General features: G+C 72.0%; 15 protein-coding genes and 1 pseudogene. 8 read left to right on the top strand and 8 right to left on the bottom strand.

Features of this window, described 5'->3' with window-relative positions; translation table 11 throughout:
• Nucleotides 1-472: 472 nt before the first annotated feature.
• Nucleotides 473-1,117, top strand: a complete 645-nt coding sequence (locus AQI94_RS34535) for a LysM peptidoglycan-binding domain-containing protein (RefSeq protein WP_031050481.1) — start codon at nucleotides 473-475, stop codon at nucleotides 1,115-1,117.
• 91 nt (nucleotides 1,118-1,208) lie between these two features.
• On the opposite strand, the gene AQI94_RS34540 is transcribed toward AQI94_RS34535, so the two are convergent.
• The 3 genes from AQI94_RS34540 to AQI94_RS34550 are packed head-to-tail and all read right to left on the bottom strand — an operon-like array spanning nucleotide 1,209 to nucleotide 5,019.
• A complete protein-coding gene (locus AQI94_RS34540) occupies nucleotides 1,209-1,874 on the bottom strand; it encodes an ABC transporter ATP-binding protein (RefSeq protein WP_031050483.1) in 666 nt (221 codons plus the stop codon).
• Nucleotides 1,871-4,543: an ABC transporter permease subunit gene (locus AQI94_RS34545; protein ID WP_062230092.1), complete on the bottom strand. Its 2,673-nt coding sequence runs from the start codon at nucleotides 4,541-4,543 to the stop codon at nucleotides 1,871-1,873. Before AQI94_RS34545 ends, AQI94_RS34540 begins: the two co-directional genes overlap by 4 nt.
• Nucleotides 4,543-5,019, bottom strand: coding sequence for a hypothetical protein (locus AQI94_RS34550; protein WP_031038671.1), 477 nt, complete (start codon nucleotides 5,017-5,019; stop codon nucleotides 4,543-4,545). The genes AQI94_RS34545 and AQI94_RS34550 overlap by 1 nt, the downstream gene beginning before the upstream one ends.
• A gap of 123 nt (nucleotides 5,020-5,142) precedes the next feature.
• On the opposite strand from AQI94_RS34550, the gene AQI94_RS34555 reads away from it, so the two are divergent.
• Nucleotides 5,143-5,691 carry a hypothetical protein gene (locus tag AQI94_RS34555; RefSeq protein WP_031038674.1) on the top strand — a complete coding sequence of 183 codons (549 nt, stop codon included), beginning with the start codon at nucleotides 5,143-5,145 and terminating at the stop codon, nucleotides 5,689-5,691.
• Entirely contained in the window at nucleotides 5,660-6,952 is a 1,293-nt protein-coding gene (locus AQI94_RS34560) for an ABC transporter substrate-binding protein (protein ID WP_031038677.1), read from the top strand. Before AQI94_RS34555 ends, AQI94_RS34560 begins: the two co-directional genes overlap by 32 nt.
• A gap of 11 nt (nucleotides 6,953-6,963) precedes the next feature.
• Here the strand turns inward: AQI94_RS34560 and AQI94_RS34565 are convergent, their stop codons facing one another.
• Complete coding sequence (locus AQI94_RS34565) at nucleotides 6,964-8,118, bottom strand: epoxide hydrolase family protein (RefSeq protein WP_031038680.1); 1,155 nt, start codon at nucleotides 8,116-8,118, stop codon at nucleotides 6,964-6,966.
• Nucleotides 8,119-8,180: 62 nt separating this feature from the next.
• On the opposite strand from AQI94_RS34565, the gene AQI94_RS43540 reads away from it, so the two are divergent.
• Nucleotides 8,181-9,233, top strand: coding sequence for a helix-turn-helix transcriptional regulator (locus AQI94_RS43540; RefSeq protein WP_078902621.1), 1,053 nt, complete (start codon nucleotides 8,181-8,183; stop codon nucleotides 9,231-9,233).
• Here AQI94_RS43540 and ctaD read toward each other — a convergent pair.
• Nucleotides 9,232-10,803: pseudogene (ctaD, locus tag AQI94_RS34570) on the bottom strand (aa3-type cytochrome oxidase subunit I); the annotation flags it as partial. The gene AQI94_RS43540 and the pseudogene ctaD overlap by 2 nt on opposite strands.
• Before the next feature lie 366 nt (nucleotides 10,804-11,169).
• Here ctaD and AQI94_RS34575 point away from each other — a divergent pair.
• Entirely contained in the window at nucleotides 11,170-11,385 is a 216-nt protein-coding gene (locus AQI94_RS34575) for an I78 family peptidase inhibitor (RefSeq protein WP_031038689.1), read from the top strand.
• Nucleotides 11,386-11,483: 98 nt separating this feature from the next.
• Here AQI94_RS34575 and AQI94_RS34580 read toward each other — a convergent pair whose 3' ends face one another.
• Together AQI94_RS34580 and AQI94_RS34585 are read right to left on the bottom strand one after the other, a co-directional pair.
• Nucleotides 11,484-12,515 (bottom strand): phosphatase PAP2 family protein, encoded by a 1,032-nt coding sequence (locus AQI94_RS34580; protein WP_031038692.1) that lies wholly within the window; start codon nucleotides 12,513-12,515, stop codon nucleotides 11,484-11,486.
• A gap of 236 nt (nucleotides 12,516-12,751) precedes the next feature.
• Nucleotides 12,752-13,963: a mannosyltransferase family protein gene (locus AQI94_RS34585; RefSeq protein WP_031038695.1), complete on the bottom strand. Its 1,212-nt coding sequence runs from the start codon at nucleotides 13,961-13,963 to the stop codon at nucleotides 12,752-12,754.
• 262 nt (nucleotides 13,964-14,225) lie between these two features.
• Between AQI94_RS34585 and AQI94_RS34590 the strand changes: the two genes are divergently transcribed.
• On the top strand, nucleotides 14,226-15,827 hold the full coding sequence (locus tag AQI94_RS34590; protein WP_031038699.1) for an MFS transporter: 1,602 nt from the start codon (nucleotides 14,226-14,228) through the stop codon (nucleotides 15,825-15,827).
• Between the two features lie 113 nt (nucleotides 15,828-15,940).
• The gene (locus AQI94_RS34595; protein ID WP_031038701.1) at nucleotides 15,941-17,113 is read left to right on the top strand and encodes an acyl-CoA dehydrogenase family protein; all 1,173 of its coding nucleotides are present in this window, start codon (nucleotides 15,941-15,943) and stop codon (nucleotides 17,111-17,113) included.
• A gap of 36 nt (nucleotides 17,114-17,149) precedes the next feature.
• On the opposite strand, the gene AQI94_RS34600 is transcribed toward AQI94_RS34595, so the two are convergent.
• Nucleotides 17,150-17,590 (bottom strand): cell division protein SepF, encoded by a 441-nt coding sequence (locus tag AQI94_RS34600; RefSeq protein ID WP_031038704.1) that lies wholly within the window; start codon nucleotides 17,588-17,590, stop codon nucleotides 17,150-17,152.
• 1,011 nt (nucleotides 17,591-18,601) lie between these two features.
• Here AQI94_RS34600 and AQI94_RS34605 point away from each other — a divergent pair.
• Nucleotides 18,602-20,359, top strand: coding sequence for an FAD/NAD(P)-binding protein (locus tag AQI94_RS34605; RefSeq protein WP_031038707.1), 1,758 nt, complete (start codon nucleotides 18,602-18,604; stop codon nucleotides 20,357-20,359).
• Nucleotides 20,360-20,435: the final 76 nt, after the last annotated feature.

A 20,435-nucleotide genomic window follows, 5' to 3' on the forward strand; every position in this document is an offset into this window, starting at 1 on the left:
TTCCCGGGCTCATGAAGAAGACAACGGGCGATCTGTGGCGGGAGTCACGCTCCACGGCGAACGGAATCGAACCATCGACAGCACAGGGTCACAGCTCGTGCGGAATCCGGCACTCACTGTCAATTCCTGGGAAATGCAAGGAAGTTGGTCGCGTGAAGTGGGTCACAGATCGCCATGGGGACTGGTCGACAAATCAGGAAATCAGCGAATGAAGTGGGTGGCCGGAAATCGCCGATACCTTCGGTAACGGCGAACTGGCCTGGAGTGACAAGGAGTTGGTTGATACCGGCCGGTCGGGCTCTCTACATTCCTCCGCCGTGTGCAGCGAGCACCGCTCGGGAACGTCCGCCGACGCACCAAGCCAGCACCACGCACCACCGTCCGGCGGACGGGGCGGAGCGCGGCCACCCGGCCCCAGTGCCGGGAGCGCGCGCCGCCTTGGGGGACCCCGAGTCCTTCGGGAGGGAACTACATGTCCGAATGTGCCGATACCACGCGCGACACCGCTCGTAAGCCCCGAACCACCGTGGCCCTCGTCGGGGCCGCCCTGCTCGCGCCCCTCGGACTGCTGGCCGCGGCCGGCAACTCGGTGGCCGCGGACGGCGGGGTGTGGGACCGCATCGCCCAGTGCGAGAGCGGCGGGAACTGGCACATCAACACCGGAAACGGCTACCACGGAGGACTCCAGTTCTCCGCCGGCACCTGGCGCGCCTACGGCGGCACGGCCTACGCGCCCACCGCCGACCAGGCCACCAAGTCCCAGCAGATCGCGGTCGCCACCAAGGTCCAGGGTGCCCAGGGGTGGGGCGCCTGGCCGACCTGCGCGGCACGCGCCGGAGCGTACGGCAGTGCACCGGCGGCCTCCTCGGGCTCGGCGGGCACCTCGTCCGGGACCACCCAGGCCGCTCCCACCGAGTCGGCGAAGACCCCGACCCGTTCGGAGCACCACGCCGACCGCGGCGCCTCCCGCGGCGACTACACCGTCCGCGCCGGCGACACGCTGAGCAAGGTCGCCGCCCGGCACGGGACCACCTGGCAGAAGCTCTACGCCGTCAACAAGGACGTGATCGGCGCCGATCCCGACATGATCGTGCCCGGGCAGAGCCTCGACATCTGAGCGCTCCCCCCTGTCGCGGGCACGGGCCCCGTCCGGTCTCCCGACCGGGCGGGGCCCAGGGCGCGTGGGCGAGTGGGCGCGTACGAGCCCGTCAGGCTCGCCTTGGGCGCAGCTCCGCCGCCTCCCCGCTGAACACGACCGCGCCGCGCCGCAGTTCGTACACGATCGTCGTCCGGTCGTGCGGCACGGGTGGGAGCCGTTGCTCGGCCACGACCACGCACGCGTCCAGCCCCGCCAGGAGTGCGTACGTGCGGGCCGCCACCGTGGGGGACATGCCCTGCGCGGGTTCGTCGACGAGAACCACGCGCGCGCGTGTCAGCAGGGCCCTGGAGAGGGCGAGCATGCGCTGCTCGCCGCCGGAGAGGGTGCCGGCGCGGCGGGGGAGCAGGGGGGCCAGCTGCGGGTAGGCGTCCAGGGCCAGGGACAGGTCGGGTGCGGGGGCCGCGAGTTCGAGGTTCTCGCGGACCGTGAGGGACCCGAACACCGCCCGGCGCTCGGGGACCAGACACAGGCCCCGCCGGGCCCGCTCGTACGCCGGTACCCGGGTCACGTCGACGCCGTCCCACACCACGCTGCCGTCGGTCAGCGGCACTGTTCCGGCCAGGGCGCGCAACGCCGTCGTACGGCCCGAACCGTTGCGGCCCAGCAGGACGGTGAGGCCGGGGCCCGCGGCGGTGAGAGCGATGCCGTGCAGGGCCTCCAGCGGGCCGTAGCGCACGCGCGCGCGGCGCAGGGACAGGACGGTGTTCGCTGTCATACGGCGCTCTCCCGGGCGTCGAGCGTGTCCAGCACGTGGGCCGGGGGGCCGGAGGCGATGACGCGGCCCGCCGTCATGACGTGCACGACGTCCGCGAGGTCGGCGACCAGGTCGAGGTCGTGCTCGACCACGAGGAGGGCGGTGCCGTCCGCCGCGAGGGCCCTGAGCACACGGGCCAGGGCGGTCACCTCGGCCGTGTCCAGACCGGCGGCGGGTTCGTCGAGGAGCAGGACGTCCGGGGAGCCGGCGAGTGCTCGGGCGAGTTCCACCCGGCGCAGGGTGCCGGTGGGGAGACCGGCGGCCGGGGCGTGCCGTAGGGGGCCGTCGAGGGCGAGCAGTCTCAGGGCGCGGGCCGCGGCGGCCGGATCGATGACGCGGCCCTGCTCCGCGCCCACCTGGACGTTCTCGGCCACCGTCAACGTCGGGAAGACGGCGAGCTGTTGGAAGGTGCGGGCGATGCCGAGGCGGGTGCGGGCGTGCGGGGACAGGCGGGTGATGTCGCGGTCGCCGTAGCGGACCTGGCCGTGGGTGGGGCGGACCGTGCCCGACAGACAGTGGAAGAGGGTGGACTTTCCGGCTCCGTTGGGGCCGACGATCGCGGTGATCCTTCCGGGCGGGACGCTCAGGTCGACTCCGGCGAGGGCGGTGAAGCCGTCGTAGCGGGCGTGGAGCGCGTGGGCGGTGAGCACCGCCCGGCCCTCGGCCTGGGCCGTGTTCCCCCGCGCACGGCGCGTGCGGGGCGCGCGGTCGGGCGACGGGGGCACGGGTGGGGGAGGAGCGCCGTCGGGTGGGATGTCGCGGTCGGGTGCGCGGAGGGAAGCGCGCAGGCGGTGTCGCAGCTCGGCTCCCAGCGGGGTGAGGACGGCCGGTTCGCCCGGCCGCCGGCGCCCTGCCAGCGCCCGCACCGCCTCGTACGGCCCCCCTGGAAAACGGCCGACCAGGACCGCCAGCACCCCGATCAGCGCCGCCGCCACCCCGCCCCGGGCCCCCGCGTCCAGGCCGACCAGCAGAGCCGCCGCTCCCAGGGCGCCCAGGGTGCTGTCGGCGCCCAGGACGACCACCGCGGCGAACCAGAGCAGGCCGCGGACGGGGTCGTAGGCGGTCGGGTCGAAGGCGCGCAGGCCCATGCCGAGCATGCCGCCGCCCAGCGCGGCCAGCGCGGCGCCCGCGACGAAGACGAGCAGCTTCAGGGCGGGGACCCGGACGCCCGCCGCCGAGGCTCCGGACTCGTGGTCGCGCAGGGCGGCCAGGGCCCGGCCCGTGCGGCCCCTGCGCAGCGCGCGGGTGGCCAGCAGGGCGAGGGCGAGCAGGGCCAGCTCCAGGACGTAGTAGGCGCGGTCCCCGTCGAAGCCCTCGGGCCGGCCCAGGGACAGGCCGGACGTGGCGTACGGCTGGGCGAAGACGAAGCGGCTCACGCCGACGCCGACCGCGAAGGTCGCGAGGGCGAGCGCCAGGCCCCGGCGGGTGATCGCCGGCCAGCCGGTCAGCAGACCCAGGGGGGCCACCAGGACCACCGCCAGCGCCAGCGCGGCCGGCTCCGGCAGCCGGGGCAGGCCGGGGAAGCGGCCCGCCGCCAGCAGGGCCGTGAACAGGGCGCCCAGGCCCGCGTAGGCCGCTTGGCCGAGGGAGATCTGGCCGCTGCGGCCGGTCACGACCACCAGGGACAGCAGCACCACGCCCAGCGCGGGGACCTGGACCGAGGTGTGCAGGTCCGAACCCGCGAAGCCCAGCGGCAGCAGGAACAGCACCACCGCGACGATCCAGGCGCCCTGAGGGGTCGGCACGCGCGCGGTCGCCGTGCGCGGGAGCGCGTCCCGGGTGCCGACGCGGGGCAGCGCCAGGGCCGCGAGGAGCAGGGCCACGACGAACAGGTTCGCGCCCACCGCCTGGAGCAGCGGCTCGGCCCGGCCCGACGGGTGCAGCCGGGTCAGCTGGCTCTGCCCCACGCCGATGGCCAGGGCCGTCACCACCGCCACCGGCAGGCTGCGCATCCGCGCGGCCACCGCGACCGCCACCACCTCCATGACGAGCAGGGGCAGCCCGTACGGGTCCAGGCGGACGAAGGGGGCCAGCAGCACGCCCGTCAGACCCGCCGTGAACGACCCGAACGCCCAGCCGGCCGCCGCCACCCGGTCGGCGTCGATCCCGCCGAGCACGGCCAGACGGCGATCGTCCACGACGGCCCGCAGCTCCCGTCCGAAGCGCGTCCAGCGGATCACCGAGCCCACACCCGCGGCCAGGACCAGGACGACCGCAAGCTGCCCCCACGGGTCGGCCGGCACCAGCTCCGGGGCGTCGTCCCGGGCACCCTGACCCCACAGCAGCGCGGCCCCGCCCACCAGCAGCACGAAGACGCCGAGGGAGGCCACCAGGGTCTGCGCCGGGTCGCCGCCCAGGACGGACAGGGGCCGGAAGACGAAACGCTCCAGCAGCACGCCCAGGGCCGGCGCCAGGAGCAGCAGGGTCACCGCGGCCCCGGCCCACAGCGGCCAGCCCCACTCGACCACGCACTGCCGCAGCACGTACGCGCACACCATCGCGATCGCCCCGTGCGCGAAGTTCAGCACGCCCGTCGCGCGGTACGTCACGATCAGGCCGATTCCGGTGAGCGCGGCCGCGCCGCCGACCGACAACCCGGCGAGGGTGAGGTCGTAGGTCAGCGACGACATCAGTCGGTTTCCTCGACGGGCTCACAGATCGGGCAGGGGCCCAGCCCACCGCCGGCCAGGAGCTTGGCGTCCACCGGGATCGACTCCGGCTTCCCGGCGACCAGCGGGCAGTCCGCGCGGTGCCACAGCGTGCCGCCGGGCACCATCAGCAGGTCCCCGCTGACCGCCAGGGGCGCGTCGGCCGCCGTGCCGGACTCCTCGGGCCCGGCGGGCTCGGCGGCGACCAGGAGGCCGTACAGCTCCTCCACGCGCGCGGCGGCGAGCGCGCTGCGGCCGTGGGTGAGCAGCACCGCCCCGGCGACGATCAGCGCGGCGCCGGGCACCGTGCAGGAGGCGAGGTAGGGCAGCTGCCGCTCGGCGTAGAGCTCGCCGGAGACGCCGTACCAGCCGAGGACGCACAGCACCGCGCCCGCGGCGAGCGCGGCCCAGCCTGCCCACAGGACGGGGTGCACGGTCCGCAGTCGGGCTGTCCGCATCTCTGGCTCCCACATGTCGCATGCCTGTCCATGTAAGCCAATCGCTTGCACTATGCCTTCTTGAAGCTGACCCTGAAAGCACCGGGCGCACGTGGCCCGGACCGACACCCGGTGGTGAGCCAGATGGTTCTCGGGAGCGACCGCACGTGGGGGAACGGCAGCCGGGGGCTGATGGCGGTGGGGTTCGCCCTCACCGTGGCCCTCACGGCGTGCAGCGACGACAGCGGCGGCGGCAGCGAGAGCCCGCCGCCGACGCCTTCCGTGGAGCGGACCACGCCGTCCGCGTCGCCCTCGCCGAGCGGACCCGCCGACGCGGCCGCCGCCCGGCGGGAGATCAAGACGAACTGGGAGAAGTTCTTCGACCCGAAGACCTCCACCGAGGACAAGCAGGCCGTCCTGGAGAACGGCGACGAGATGGGGCCGGTGCTCCAGGCCTTCAGCGGTGACCAGCGCGGCGGACAGGTGCAGGCCAAGGTCACGAAGGTCGGGTTCACCAAGGCGACCGCGGCCGACGTGACGTACACCCTGATGCTGAACGGCGCCACCGCCCTGCCGGACGCCTCGGGGACCGCTGTCGAGCAGGACGGCACCTGGAAGGTGTCGGTCAACACCCTCTGCGCGCTGGTCCAGTTGAGCGGCAATGCCACGGCGTCGGCTCTTCCGGGCTGCTGAGGTCGTCCTCGCGGTCCTGCTGCTCGCGCCGGCCACGGCGTGCGGCAGCCGGCTCCCGGAGAGCGACTTCGAGCACCGGGAACGGGCCACTCCCGCCCAGGACGCCACCCCGATCCGGGTCGGCATCGTCACCAGCGCGACCAGCCCGGTCGGCGGCGGCGCCTTCACCGGCCCGCGCGACGGCGCCAAGGCGTACTTCGAGCGCCTCAACGCGCGCGGGGGCGTCGACGGCCGCCGGATCGAGGTGCGCGAGTGCGACGACGGCGGCAGCGGGGCCGGCAACAACACCTGTGTGCACCGGCTGATCGACGAGGACAAGGTGGTGGCCCTGGTCGCCACCACCGTCCTCGACTACGCGGGCGCCCCCCGCGTCTCCCACGCGCGCGTGCCCGACATCGGCGGCCAGCCCATCGGCGCCGCCTACGACACCTGGCCGCACCTCTACGGCATCTACGGCAGCCTCGCACCCCGCGACGGCAGGACCGGCTGGAACGGGAAGCAGTACGGCGGCACCGAGGTCTACCGCTACTTCAAGCGCGAGCACGGGGCCCGTACGGCGGCCGTCGTGTCCTACAACCAGGCCGCGTCCGCCGCCTACGCCCGGCTCGTCGAGCAGGGACTGAGGGCCGAGGGCTACCGGGTGGTCACCGAGCAGGTCGACTTCGCGCTGCCCAACTTCCGTGCCGTCGCGGCCGACCTGAAGGAGCAGAAGGCCGACCTGGTCTTCGACGCCGTCGACAGCCATGGCAACGCCCGGCTGTGCGAGGCGATGGACGCGGCCGGCGTCGAGGTAACCGCCAAGGTCACCAACGTGCAGAACTGGACCTCCACCGTCCAGGACGACTACAAGGACGCCCCGCACTGCCGCAACGCCCTGTGGGCGACCGGGTCCAGCAGGAACTACGAGGACGTCGGCGACCCGGCCGTCCGCGAGTTCAGGGACGCCACGAAGGGCTTCGAGACGCACTCCCAGTGGCAGGTGGAGGGCTGGGCGGCCGCGATGTGGTTCACGGACGCGGCGAAGTCCTGTGCGCCACAAGGTGTCACGCGCGCGTGCGTCGACGCCTTCATGAGCCGCAGCCAGGACTACACCGCGCAGGGTCTGCTCCTCCCCGTCCGCTTCGAGCGCCTGGCCGACCCGCCGAGGTCCCGCAGGACCTGCCTCTCGGTGGCCCGCTGGCAGGACGGCCACGGCTGGGTCTCCCAGGGCGACATGAACCGCACGTGCTTCGACGTCCCGCAACTGCCGTATCAGCAGTGAGGGCCCGCCTGTCACCGCAGTGAGGCGAAGAACTCCCTCACGTCACCGGCCAGCAGGTCGGGCACCTCCAGGGCCGCGAAGTGGCCGCCGCGGTCGAACTCCGTCCAGCGGACGAGGGTGTTGGCCTGCTCGGCCCAGCGGCGGATCGCCACGTCCTCGCCGAAGTTGGCCACCGCGGTCGGCACTCCCGAGGTCCGCGTCGGGAACCAGTCCGGCACATGGCTGTTCTCGTAGTACATCCGGGCCGCGGAACCGGCGGTGCCGGTCAGCCAGTACAGCATCACGTTGGTCAGGAGGGTGTCCCGGTCGATCGCGTCCTCCGGCAGCGCGGCCGAGGAGTGCGTCCACGCCTGGAACTTCTCCATGATCCACGCCAGTTGGCCGACGGGCGAGTCGGTGAGCCCGTAGGACAGGGTCTGCGGGCGGGTCGACTGCAGGGCGTTGTAGCCGAAGCCGTCCGTGGTGAACTCGGCGATGCTCGCGAGGCTCCGCAGCTCACGGTCGGTCAGCCCCTCGCGTGCCTTGTCGTCGACCGGGCCGAGCGGGATGAAGCCGACCGAGGCGGCGTTCACATGCACGCCGACCACGGACTCCGGCGCGATCCGGGCCAGCGCGGGGGCGATCAGCGCGCCCATGTCGCCGCCCTGCGCGCCGTAGCGCTCGTAGCCGAGCCTGCGCATCAGCTCCGCCCACGCGCGGGCCACCCGGTTGACGTTCCAGCCCTTGTCGCGCGTCGGCCCGGAGAAGCCGAAGCCCGGGATGGAGGGGATCACCAGATGGAAGTCCTCGCTCAGCGAGCCGATCACGCCGAGGAACTCGACGACCGACCCGGGCCAGCCGTGCGTCAGGATCAGCGGGAGCGCGTCCGGCCGGGCGGAGCGCAGGTGCAGGAAGTGCACCTGGGCGCCGTCGATCTCGGTGACGAACTGCGGGAGCTCGTTGAGGGCGGCCTCGTGCTTGCGCCAGTCGTAGGCGCCCCGCCAGTACGCGGCGAGCTCGCGCAGATACGGCAGGGCGGCGCCGTACTCCCAGCCGGCGTCCGGGAGCTCGTCCGGCCAGCGGGTGAGGTCCAGACGGGTGTGCAGGTCGTCGAGCTGCGCCTGCGGGATGTCGATCCGGAAGGGGCGGATCTCACGGTTCTCTGCGGTCGCGCTGTTGTCTGCCATGAGTCCAAGGTAGGAAGGCTTGCGGACAGCTTCTGTCCGCAATGGCTGGCAGACTCGGCGTCATGTTGGAGACCTCGGCACGACTTCTGCGCCTGCTCTCGCTCCTCCAGGCCCACCGCGAATGGTCCGGCAACGACCTCGCCGACCGCCTGGGCGTCACCGCGCGCACCGTGCGCCGGGACGTGGACCGGCTGCGCGAGCTGGGCTACCCCGTCAACGCCAGCCCCGGCACCGGCGGCGGCTACCAGCTGGGCGCGGGCGCCGAGCTGCCCCCGCTGCTCCTGGACGATGACGAGGCCGTCGCGGTCGCCGTCGGCCTGCGCACGGCCGCGGGACAGGGCATCGAGGGCATCGGCGAGACCTCGGTACGCGCCCTGGCCAAGCTGGAGCAGGTGCTGCCGAGCCGGCTGCGCCGCCGGGTGGGCGCCCTGAACGCCTTCACCGTGCCGATGCTGCGTGGCCCGCAGCCGAATGCCGTCGATCCCGGCGTCCTCACCGAGCTCGCCCACCTCTGCCGGGACGCCGAGCGGCTGCGCTTCGAGTACAGCGACCACGGCGGCGCCGCCAGCCGCCGTACCGTCGAACCGCACCGCCTGGTGTGCAGCGAGCGGCGCTGGTACCTGGTCGCCTGGGACCTCGACCGGGACGACTGGCGGACCTTCCGCGTCGACCGGATCATCCCGAAGCCGCCGCACGGCCCCCGGTTCGCGCCGCGCACCCCGCCCGCCGAGGACCTCGCCGCCTACGTCTCGCGGGGAGTGTCCACGCGCGCGTACGCCTCGCACGCGGTGGTACGGCTGCTGGTGCCCAAGGACCGGGCCGCCGAGCGGATCTCACCGAGCGCCGGGGTCCTGGAGGCCGAGGGACCCGACAGCTGCATCCTGCGCACCGGGGCGTCGAGCCTCGACGTGATGGTGATCCACGTGATGATGACGGGCTTCGACTTCGAGGTGCTGGAGCCGGCCGAGCTGACCGAGGCGATCAGGACGGCTCACGACCGCCTCGCTCGCTCGCTTGCTCGCTCTTCGGCTCGGGCTGCGGAGCCAGGGCCGCGTACTCCGGATGGTGCAGGTCGAACGCCGGGGACTCGGAGCGGATCCGCGGCAGGGTCGTGAAGTTGTGCCGCGGCGGCGGGCAGGACGTCGCCCACTCCAGGGAGCGGCCGTAGCCCCAGGGGTCGTCGGTCTCCACCGGCACGCCGTACTTGGCGGTCTTCCAGACGTTGTAGAGGAACGGCAGCGTCGAGGCGCCGAGCAGGAACGCGCCGATCGTCGAGATGGTGTTCAGGGCCGTGAAGCCGTCGGCCGCGAGGTAGTCGGCGTACCGGCGGGGCATGCCCTCGGCCCCCAGCCAGTGCTGGACCAGGAACGTGGTGTGGAAGCCGACGAACAGCGTCCAGAAATGGATCTTGCCGAGCCGCTCGTCGAGCATCTTCCCGGTGAACTTCGGCCACCAGAAGTACAGCCCGCCGAAGATCGCGAAGACGACCGTGCCGAACACGACGTAATGGAAGTGCGCCACCACGAAGTAGCTGTCGGAGACGTGGAAGTCCAGCGGCGGCGACGCCAGGATCACCCCGGTCAGGCCGCCGAACAGGAACGTCACAAGGAAGCCGCACGCCCACAGCATCGGCGTCTCGAAGGACAGCGAGCCCTTGATCATGGTGCCGATCCAGTTGAAGAACTTCACGCCCGTCGGGACGGCGATGAGGAAGGTCATGAACGAGAAGAACGGCAGCAGCACCGCGCCCGTGACGAACATGTGGTGCGCCCACACCACGATCGACAGACCGGTGATCGCCATCGTCGCGCCGACCAGCGTCAGATAGCCGAAGAGCGGCTTACGGCTGAAGACCGGCAGGATCTCCGTGATGATCCCGAAGAACGGCAGCGCGATGATGTAGACCTCGGGATGCCCGAAGAACCAGAACAGGTGCTGCCACAGCAGCGCCCCGCCGTTGCCCGCCTCGAAGACCTGTGAACCGAAGCGCCGGTCCGCCTCCAGGACCAGCAGCGCGGCCGCCAGCACCGGGAACGCCAGCAGGATCAGGATCGACGTGAACAGCGTGTTCCAGGTGAAGATCGGCATCCGGAACATGGTCATGCCGGGCGCGCGCATCCCGATGATCGTGGTGATGAAGTTGACCGCGCCGAGGATCGTGCCGAAGCCGGCCAGCGCCAGACCCATGATCCACAGGTCGGGGCCGACACCGGGGGAGTGCGCGGAGTCGTTCAGCGGCGCGTAGGCGAACCAGCCGAAGGCGGCCGGACCGGTCGGCACCAGCAGCGACCCCATCACGATCAGGCCGCCGAACAGGAAGAACCAGTACGACAGCATGTTCAGCCGTGGGAACGCGACGTCCGGGGCGCCGATCTGCAGCGGCATCAGCTCATTGGCGAAGCCCGCGAAGCTCGGGGTGGCGAACAGCAGCAGCATGATCGTGCCGTGCATCGTGAACAGCTGGTTGAACTGCTGGTTGTCCACGATCTGCAGGCCCGGCCGGGCGAGTTCCGCGCGCATCAGCAGGGCCATGACCCCGCCGACCAGGAAGAACAGGAACGACGTGATCAGATAGAGGTGACCGATCTTCTTGTGATCGGTGGTGGTCAGCCAGTCCACGACCAGCCGCCCGTGCCCCTTGGTCCGCACGGGTCGTGCCGTCGCCTGCACGGTCTGCGTCCCCATCGCTCGCCCCTTCGCTCGGCTCACGCCATGATGCTCGCGCGGTCGTGCGCGGCGACAGGGGGCGTAAGGGGGTTCTGTGCTGGAACCGTGTATTTCCTATGCGGTGTCAGCTGGCACGGGCCTGTCCGGAATCGGCGGACAAAGGGGCCCGGGTCAGTTCTCGGACAAGCCTTCTCACGGGGCTTTCGGAGAAGTCGTACGACACGCGGTAATTGCGTTCGAATACCTTCGGAAGGGTTAGGGAAACGCCCGTCCGTGTGACGCAGTGCGAGGGAAACGGGTGAGGCGATCCTGTGACAGAAGCGTGACAGGGGGCGTGCGGGATCCGGACTTCCGCGGCCGTCGGGCAGGGCCTAGCGTGGCGGTATGGCACCCATTCCGACACCGCCCGCCGAACCCCAGGACAGCCCGGACACCTACGTCGGCCTCGACTCCGGCGCCGCCGAACGGCTCGCGCGCGAGCGGGGCTGGCCGACGGTCCGGTCGCTGCCGCCGGGGGCGATCATCACGATGGAGTACCGCGCGGGCCGGCTGAACTTCGAGGTGAAGGACGGCCGCGTGGCGCGGGCCTGGAAGGGCTGAACCGCACGACTCGGGCCCCGGTTCCATGAAGGGAACCGGGGCCCGATCTCTGTCCTGGGGCGGTGTGCGTACCGGCCCTGTCGTGGATGAGGTGGAGATCAGCCGCCCGACACCGGCCGGGTGGACGGGGAGGGCGTACCGCGCATGATCCGGTCCGGGTGCGGCGGGCGGCGGCTGCCGGCCGGGGTGACCGGGGTGCGCTCGGAGCGGGTGGTGTGCGGGCCGGGCGCCAGATGGGCGGGCGGCCTGAGGCCACGCACCGGTGCGGCGGCCTCACGGGCCGCCGTCTCGTTCTGCGGGGCTGTGAGCGGCTTGAGACGGGCGGGGGCGGGAGCCGTGACGGGGGTGACCGGGGCCGGGGCCTTCGCGCCGCCACGGGCCCGCCAGCGGTCGCGCAGGTCGAAGGCGTAGGCCTCGGTGCGGGCGATCAGCGGCTCGAACCAGGGCAGCGCGAGCAGGATCAGCAGACCCGCGACCCAGCCCAGCACGACGTCGCTCAGCCAGTGCGTACCGAGGTAGACGGTGGCCATGCCGACGCCCAGCGAGGTCACCGCGGAGATCGCGGACAGCCAGCGGCGGGCACGCGGAGTGGAGGCCAGATACGCCAGGATTCCCCAGGTCACCACGGCGTTGGCGGTGTGGCCGCTGGGAAATATATCGCCGCCCAGACCCATCTCGTTCGAGCCGATGACGGTCGCGTAGTGCGGTCCGAGCCGTCCCATGCCGTACTTGGCGGCGCCCACCGTGATGTTCAGCAGCAGCAGCGAGGCGCCCAGCGTCAGCAGCGGGCGCACGGTGTGCTGCCGCCAGGAACGCCAGCCCAGCCAGGCCGCGACCATCACCGCGGTCGGGCCGCGCTGGCCCAGCACCACGTAGTAGTCGACGAACCAGTGGATGGACGCCCACTGCTGGTACGGCCGGAAGAACATGACCTGCCAGTCGAGGCGGACCAGCCACGAGGTGGTCACCACCAGCCACACGATCGCCAGGTAGAACGCCAGGGCGGCGACCACGAGGACGGTCCGGTGACGGCTCGCCCGCGGCACGCTGAGGTGGGCCGGCCGTTCCGGCTCACGGTCCAGCCTGGCGAACACCCGGTCCAGACGGGTGGGGTTTCGTTCGGTACGCACCCAATCGACGTTACAGCGAGTGAGCTCTGTTCCCCGTCGAATCAGCGGCTTTGTGATGACGATGTGATGTGGGATTCCTCTCAGCCGGGGGTTTATTTCCAGCGATTCCGCAAAGGCGGGCGGCTGCGTCCTTCAATTCCTTTGATCATTCCGGGTTCCGGTTTTATGGCCCTTATGAATTCGTTCACCGAATCATGGGGCGGAATTCTCCGGGCGCTCATCGGCGCTCCGGGCGATCATGGCGGGCCGGAGCCGTTCAGCCAGAAGGCGCCGTACAGGGCGGAGGCGGTGGCGATCAGGGCCACGATCACGGCTGACCTGCGCGTCCTCGCGTGGGCGAGGGCCAGGGCGAGGGGGAGCAGAAGGGGGAAGGCGGGCATCAGCAGGCGCGGTTTCGAGCCGAAGTAGCTCGACGCGCACAGGGCGAGCGCGGTGACGACGCCGGAGTACACCAGCAGGGGCAGCGGCTGGCCCTGCCGGACGCCGACGACGTACAGCCACACCACCAGCCCGACCCCGACGACCAGTCCGGCTCCGGCCAGGGCCGAGGGGAACGACGTGAACTTGTCGGAGACGAATCGGGCGAAGGCGTACCCGCCGTCGAACCCGTTGCGCCAGCCGGCCTGCACGTCGAGGTAGCCGAGCGGGCCCCTGCCGGTGCGGTGACCGACCCACAGGACGTAGGCGGCGGCGCCGAGGGGGGCGAGGGCCATGCCCAGGACGCGGCGGACGGGGCCACGTGCCGGGCGCTCCCCGGCCGCGTCTCGGTTCCGCACGACAGAGCCCGCCCGAGGCGACCCGGACAGGTCACGGTCCCGTCGGTCCCGCAGGAATGCCGCGATCCCCGTCACCCACACCGCCGCGACCACCGCCAGGCCCACCGGACGGGTCAGGCCCGCCAGCGAGGCCAGCAGGCCGGCCGTCACCCAGCGGCCGGTCAGCACCGCGTACAGCGACCAGGCCGCCAGCGCCGTGAACAGCGACTCGCTGTACGCCATCGACTGGACGATCCCGACGGGCAGCACGGCCCACAGAAGCACCGCGCAGACACCCGCCCGGCTGCCGTAGACATGCTCCGTCACCGCGAAGACACCCCAGGCCGCGGCCAGGGAGGCGAGCAGGGCCACCACGAAGCCGGCGTCGGCGAAGGACAGCGGGGTCGTCGCGTGCAGCAGCCGCTCCAACCAGGGCAGGAGCGGGAAGAACGCCAGGTTGGAGTGCACGTCGCCGTTCGGCAGCCGCACCTCGTAGCCGTAACCGAGCTCGGCGACCCGTGTGTACCAGAGGGCGTCCCAGCGGGCCGTCAGCAGCGTGTACGCGTTCTTGTCGCGCGCCGCGCTCCACAGGGCCAGCGTGAGCAGGCCCAGCGCGCGGACCGCCGCATAGCCGAGCAGCGCCGGGGCGGCGCGGCGCAGGGCCGGTTCGGTGCGCGTTCCAAGATCGGTCACGGGTCCGATTATCGACCGCTCCCGGAACCCGCCTGCCCGCCGGGGCGTGACGACAGGCGGGGAGAGTGGCGTACGCCACACGTGTTCCGTCCGAAGTCTGAGAGGTCCGCCACTGGGCGTTCGCGCGAACTCGCGTACGCTGACGTGTCACCCGCCGTTCGCTGCGCGGGCCGGAGACCACCGCTCCTCTCCGGCCGAGATCATGGGGAGTCCCCACCCCGTGTGCCCGCCGAACGCCAGGGAACATCTGGGAGGTACGTACATGTCCGGGACGACCACGGCCGCCGCGATGCTGCGCCGTCGGGCGGCCGGGGCCGGTGCAAACCGCTGGGTCGTCCTCGTCGTCCTGTGCGTGAGCCTGCTCCTGGTCGCCCTCGACGCGACGGTGCTGCACGTGGCGGTGCCCGCCGTCACCGAGGACCTCAAGCCCGGCGCGATAGAGCTGCTCTGGATCGTCGACGTCTATCCGCTCGTCTGCGCCTCGCTGCTGATCCTCTTCGGCACCCTCGGCGACCGCGTGGGCCGCAGGAGGGTCCTGCTCCTCGGCTACGGCCTCTTCGGCGTCGCCTCCGGTGTCGCCGCCGTCGCGGACACCGCCCAGGTGCTGATCCTCGCGCGGGCGCTGCTCGGCGTCGGCGGCGCGATGATCATGCCCGCGACGCTGTCGATCCTCCGCCAGGTCTTCCCGGACCGGCGTGAGCGGGCGCTCGCGATCGGCATCTGGAGCGCCGTCGCCGCGGTCGGCGCCGCGGTCGGGCCACTGCTCGGCGGCTTCCTGCTCGAACACTTCTGGTGGGGCTCGGTCTTCCTCGTCAACATCCCGTTGATGCTGGTCAGCCTGCCGGTGGGCCGCCTGCTGCTGCCCGAGTCGAAGGGCAGCGGGGAGGGCCCCTGGGACGTCGTCGGTGCCCTGACGGCCGCCGCCGGGCTGTTCGCCCTCGTGCTCGGCGTCAAGCGGCTCGGCGGCGGGGAACTCGACGCGTTCACCGCGATCCCGCTGCTCGTGGGCGCGGCCCTGCTCGTCCTCTTCGTACGGCGCCAGCGGCGGCGCACGCATCCCCTGGTGGACCTGCGGATGTTCGCGCGCCCCGCGTTCAGCACCTCGGTCGGCTGCATCGTCCTGGCGATGCTCGCCCTGGTGGGACTCGAACTGATCGCGGCGCAGTATCTCCAGCTGGTCCTCGACCTGTCCCCGCTGGAGACCGGACTGCGGCTGCTGCCGCTTACCATCGCCGCGATGGCGGCGGGACTGGCCGGAGCGCGTCTGCTGCGCCGGTTCGGGCCGCGCCTGATGGTGAGCGCCGGGTTCTGCCTGACGGCCCTGGCCGTGCTGCTGCTCACCGCCATGGGCGACGCGGACAACACGGGCCTGCTGGTGTTCGGGTTCGTGCTGCTCGGGTTCGGCCTGGAGACCACGCTCTTCGGGGCGTACGAGTCGATGCTCAGCGAGGCACCGCCGGAGCAGGCGGGCGGGGCCGCCGCGATCGGCGAGACCTCGTACCAGCTCGGGGCGGGCATCGGCATCGCGCTGCTCGGCAGTGTGATGAACGCGGCGTACACACCCGGCCTCTCGCGCGTCCCCGGGGTCCCCGAGGCGGCCTCCAGATCGGCGGGCCACTCCCTGGGCGAGGCCTACGAGGTGGCCGGACGCCTCGGCGGACCCGCGGGCGTGGCCCTGCGCCGGGCCGCCCGGGACTCCTTCGTGCACGGGCTGCACGTGACCTTGCTGGTGAGCGCGGGGTTGTTGCTGCTGGGCGCGGTGATGGCGCTGCGGCTGCCGCGCACCATGCAGTGCGGTGAGGCCCCGGCGGCGGTCGGCCTTCCGGCGCCCAGGGAAGTCGCGGAGTCGCGCGTCTCCGCCTGACGGTGTCTGGATGTGCGGCACAGCGCGCTGTAACGTCGGCGACGGAAGCTTAAATTAGCGGTGCTAGTTTCCAGTCGCCCGCCCGCTGGAGCCCTTCTGCCGGAGGATGTGCCATGCCCCCGTTCGACCCCGCCGACCCCCTCGGCATCGACGACCTGCTGGAGCCGGAGGACCTGGCGATCCGCGCGACCGTGCGGACCTGGGCCGCCGACCGCGTCCTGCCCCACGTCGCCGACTGGTACGAGAAGGGCGAGCTGCCGGGGATCAGGGAACTCGCCCGGGAACTCGGGGAGATCGGCGCCCTCGGGATGTCGCTCGACGGATACGGGTGCGCCGGAGCCTCCGCCGTGCAGTACGGCCTCGCCTGTCTGGAGCTGGAGGCCGCCGACTCCGGGATCCGTTCCCTCGTCTCCGTGCAGGGCTCCCTCGCCATGTACGCCGTCCACCGGTTCGGCAGCGAGGAGCAGAAGCAGACCTGGCTGCCCCGCATGGCCGCCGGTGAGGTGATCGGCTGCTTCGGGCTCACCGAACCCGATCACGGCTCCGACCCCGGAGCCATGCGGACGTACGCCAAGAAGGACGGCACGGACTGGGTCCTCAACGGGCGCAAGATGTGGATCACCAACGGGTCGGTCGCCGGGGTCGCCGTCGTGTGGGCGCAGACCGACGACGGAATCCGCGGGTTCGTGGTGCCGACCGGCACGCCGGGGTTCTCGGCACCGGAGATCAAGCACAAGTGGTCGCTGAGGGCCAGCGTCACCAGCGAGCTCGTCCTGGACGACGTACGACTGCCCGCCGACGCGGTGCTGCCGGAGGTCGTCGGGCTCAAGGGGCCGCTCAGCTGTCTCTCGCACGCCCGGTACGGGATCGTCTGGGGCGCGATGGGGGCGGCGCGGTCGTGTTTCGAGACCGCCGTCGACTACGCGAAGACGCGGGAGCAGTTCGGGCGGCCGATCGGGGGCTTCCAGCTCACCCAGGCCAAACTCGCCGACATGGCGGTCGAACTGCACAAGGGGATTCTGCTCGCCCACCATCTGGGGCGGCGCATGGACGCCGGCCGCCTGCGTCCCGAGCAGGTCAGCTTCGGCAAGCTCAACAACGTCCGCGAGGCGATCGAGATCTGCCGTGCGGCGCGGACCATTCTCGGTGCCAACGGGATCTCCCTCGAATACCCCGTGATGCGGCACGCGACGAACCTCGAATCGGTGCTGACGTACGAGGGCACCGTCGAGATGCACCAGCTGGTGCTGGGCAAGGCACTCACCGGACTGGATGCCTTCCGGTGAAACCTGCCTGGGGCAGGGCCGGCGAGCGGCCCTGCCTCAGCTCTGGTTGAAGAAGCCGTCCGTGCGGTGCGCGGCCGGATCGCCGTTCACGATCTCCGTGTTGGCGGGGGACAGCAGGAACACCCGGGTGGACACGCGCTCGATGGAACCGCGCAGTCCGAAGATCAGCCCGGCCGCGAAGTCGACGACCCGCTTGGCGTCGCCGGCCTCCATCGCGGTGAGGTTCATGATCACGGGGACGCCCTCACGGAACAGTTCGCCGATGGCGCGGGCGTCCCGGAAGCTGTCCGGGGTCACCGTGCCGATGCGACGGCCCTTCTCCTCGGCGACGTCCGAGGCCACCTTGACCCGTGGGTCGGTGACCCAGGCATCCCCGGGCTCGGTCCCTTCGGAGTATCCGTCGTCGTCGTAGTAACGCTCGTCATCGTTGTCGTCAACGAGGCCCAGCCAGGCACTCGCCTTGCGCACCGATCCCATGGACGCCTCCTCTCACAGCGGTCTGTCTTGCTCTTGTATCCCTATGGTCATCCATGATGCGGATCGCGCGCCAAGTGAATAGCCGCCGCGCGGGGGGTTTGTGACGGTACTGGTGCACAGCGAATACGTCGAGAGCCCAGGTACCCCAAGGGTCGTGTCCCATACGGCTGCTGACTGTGAGTGAAATATGATTCTTCACGGCGTACGGGTGAGGGCTGGCGCGTACGGGTGAACGGCACGGCCGCGACGAATCCGCTGCTCAACGCCGTTCCGACCACGAGGAATCGCCGTGCCCGGATTCGCCAGGCCCGCCGCTGTCGGCGTGCGGGTATCGGTTCTGACGGCGGCTCAGGCCGGTGGAGATTCTTTTCGGCCGGAGAAGCCCGCGCGGAGCCGTTTCCCTTCCGGAGGGGAGATCCGGGACTTCGTTATCGCCGGGTCCGGCGTGCGGTTTCCCGCACAGCGGGCGGCACAGGTGCCGGGCCGCACGGCCGGACCGGGTCCGTGCCGGGGGCCCGGCGGTGAGCAGGGTGAAGCGGTCCGCGGGAAGCGAGGGACGCCGGTTGAGGGGAGGGCGCGTGTGAAGGCGGGGAAGGAGAACGCGAAAGGCGCCCCGCGGAGGCAGGGCGCGCAGTGGGTCGGCTCAACAGGAAGAGGACCACACGCGACCGAAGTCGATGTGGGAGCGCTTGACCAGCCACTGCTGCGGATGCATGAGGCAAGTGGAACAGGCATCCGGTGGGGCGTCAACCAGCCTGAGACGTACGGCTCACAGTGTGGACAACCTTGACAGCGTGGGGAAACGGCCCCGTACTCTCGGCGGATACGGCCCTGCTGAGGGGCTCGGCCGTATCTTCTGTGTCCGTGTGAAGGCACCCGTCCGAGTTCGACCGACTCGATGTCACGGAGCCTTCGCATGTCCTCCGACACCCTCCTCCACCCCTGCGCCGCGCCGGAACCGACCGGTGCGGTGGCGCAGAAACCTGACACCCGCGGTTCGGGGAGCCCCCGATGAGGCCCTCGCTGGTGATCGTCGGAGCCGGGCCGCGGGGGACCGGTCTGATCGAGCGGATCGCCGCCAACGCCCCCGAGCTGTACGACGGTTCGGGCCTCGACCTGCACCTGGTGGATCCGCACCCGCCCGGCGCCGGACGCGTCTGGCGCGCGGCGCAGTCACCGCTGCTGTGGATGAACTCGCACGCCGAGGACGTCACCATGTTCACCGACGAGACGGTGGACATGGCCGGACCCGTGCGCCCCGGCCCCACCCTGCACGAGTGGGCCGGCATCGACGGGCGCACCTTCGCGGACCGGCAGCTCCAGGGCGCGTATCTGCGCTGGGTGCACGAGCAGGCGGTGGCCGCGCTGCCGTCGTCCGTGTCCGTCCACCACCACCCCCGGCGCGCCCTGCGGGTGAGCGGGCCGCGCGAGGGACGCCAGCGGGTCTGGCTGGAGGGCCGTCCGCGCCCGCTCCCCGCCGACCTGGTCGTCCTCACCCTCGGGCACCTCGACGCCGAACTCGACGACGAGCAGCGGGACCTGGCGGCGTACGCCCGCGCCCACGGCCTCGTCCACCTGCCGCCCGACTTCACCGCCGACAGTGACCTGTCCGCGCTCGCGCCCGGCGAACCGGTCCTGGTCCGCGGGTTCGGGCTCGCCTTCGTCGACCTGATGGCGCTGCTGACCGAGGGCCGGGGCGGACGGTACGACGGGGACACCTATCTCCCGTCCGGGCGCGAGCCGGTCCTCCACGTCGGATCGCGGCGCGGGGTGCCGTACCACTCGAAGATCGGCTACGACTGGACCGGTGAGCGGCCGCCGCTGCCCCGCTTCCTGGGGCCGGCCCAGATCGACGGGCTGCTCGCCCGGCCGGCGGGCTTCGACTTCCGGCGGGACGTGTGGCCGCTGGTGGAGAAGGAACTCGGGTTCGCCCACTACCACCGGCTGTTCACCGTGCATCCGGAGCGGACCGCGATGCCCTGGAGCGACTTCGAGGAGAAGTACGCGGTCGTCGAGGCGGCCGCCGAACGGGAGACCCTGGTGGCCTCCGCCGTGCCCGATCCCCGTGACCGGCTCGACCTCGCCGCGCTCGACCGGCCGCTGGAGGGGGCGCGGTACGCGACGCACGAGGCGTTCCAGGAGGGGCTGCGGGAGTACGTCGAGACCGACCTGAGCCGTCGCCACGATCCGCGGTACAGCCCCGACCTGGCCGTGTTCCTCGGGCTGCTCTCCGTCTACGGGCAACTGGTCCGGCTCGGGGACATCGGCGGCCGGTGGCACGGGCTCTTCAGCTATCTGGCCTCAGGGCCGCCCGGCCCCCGGCTGCGGCAGCTGCTCGCGCTGTCCCGGGCCGGGGTGCTCAGGTTCGTCGGGGCGGACATGGAAGTCCGCGCCGAGGACGGGGTGTTCCGGGCGTCGAGCCCCACCGTCCCGGGCCACTCGGTCGAGGCGCGGGCCCTGGTCGAGGCCCGGCTGCCCGAGCCGACCGTCCGGCGGGCCCTCGATCCCCTGCTGCGCGCGCTGCACACCGAGGGGGTCGCCGAGAGCCCCGACGGGCTGCTGCGGGTGGACCGTGTCGACGGGCGGGTCCTGGACCGGTCCGGGCGCCCGCACCCCCGGCGCTTCGCCCTCGGGCCGCACACCGACGGCCGTACACCCGGCGCCTTCACCCGGCCGCGCACCGGCGGGCCCGCGTTCCGGCAGAACGACGCGACCGCGCGGGCCGCGCTGGAGTTCCTGGGGGAGCTCGCCGGTCGTGCGGCCGCCTGAGCCGTCGGCGCGAGACGGCCGCCGCTCCGCGCGGTCGTGGTTGTTCCCCGCCGCGGCGGGCCGGATTCTCCCCCGA

Source organism: Streptomyces pseudovenezuelae, assembly GCF_001513955.1.
Taxonomy (GTDB): Bacteria; Actinomycetota; Actinomycetes; order Streptomycetales; family Streptomycetaceae; genus Streptomyces; species Streptomyces pseudovenezuelae.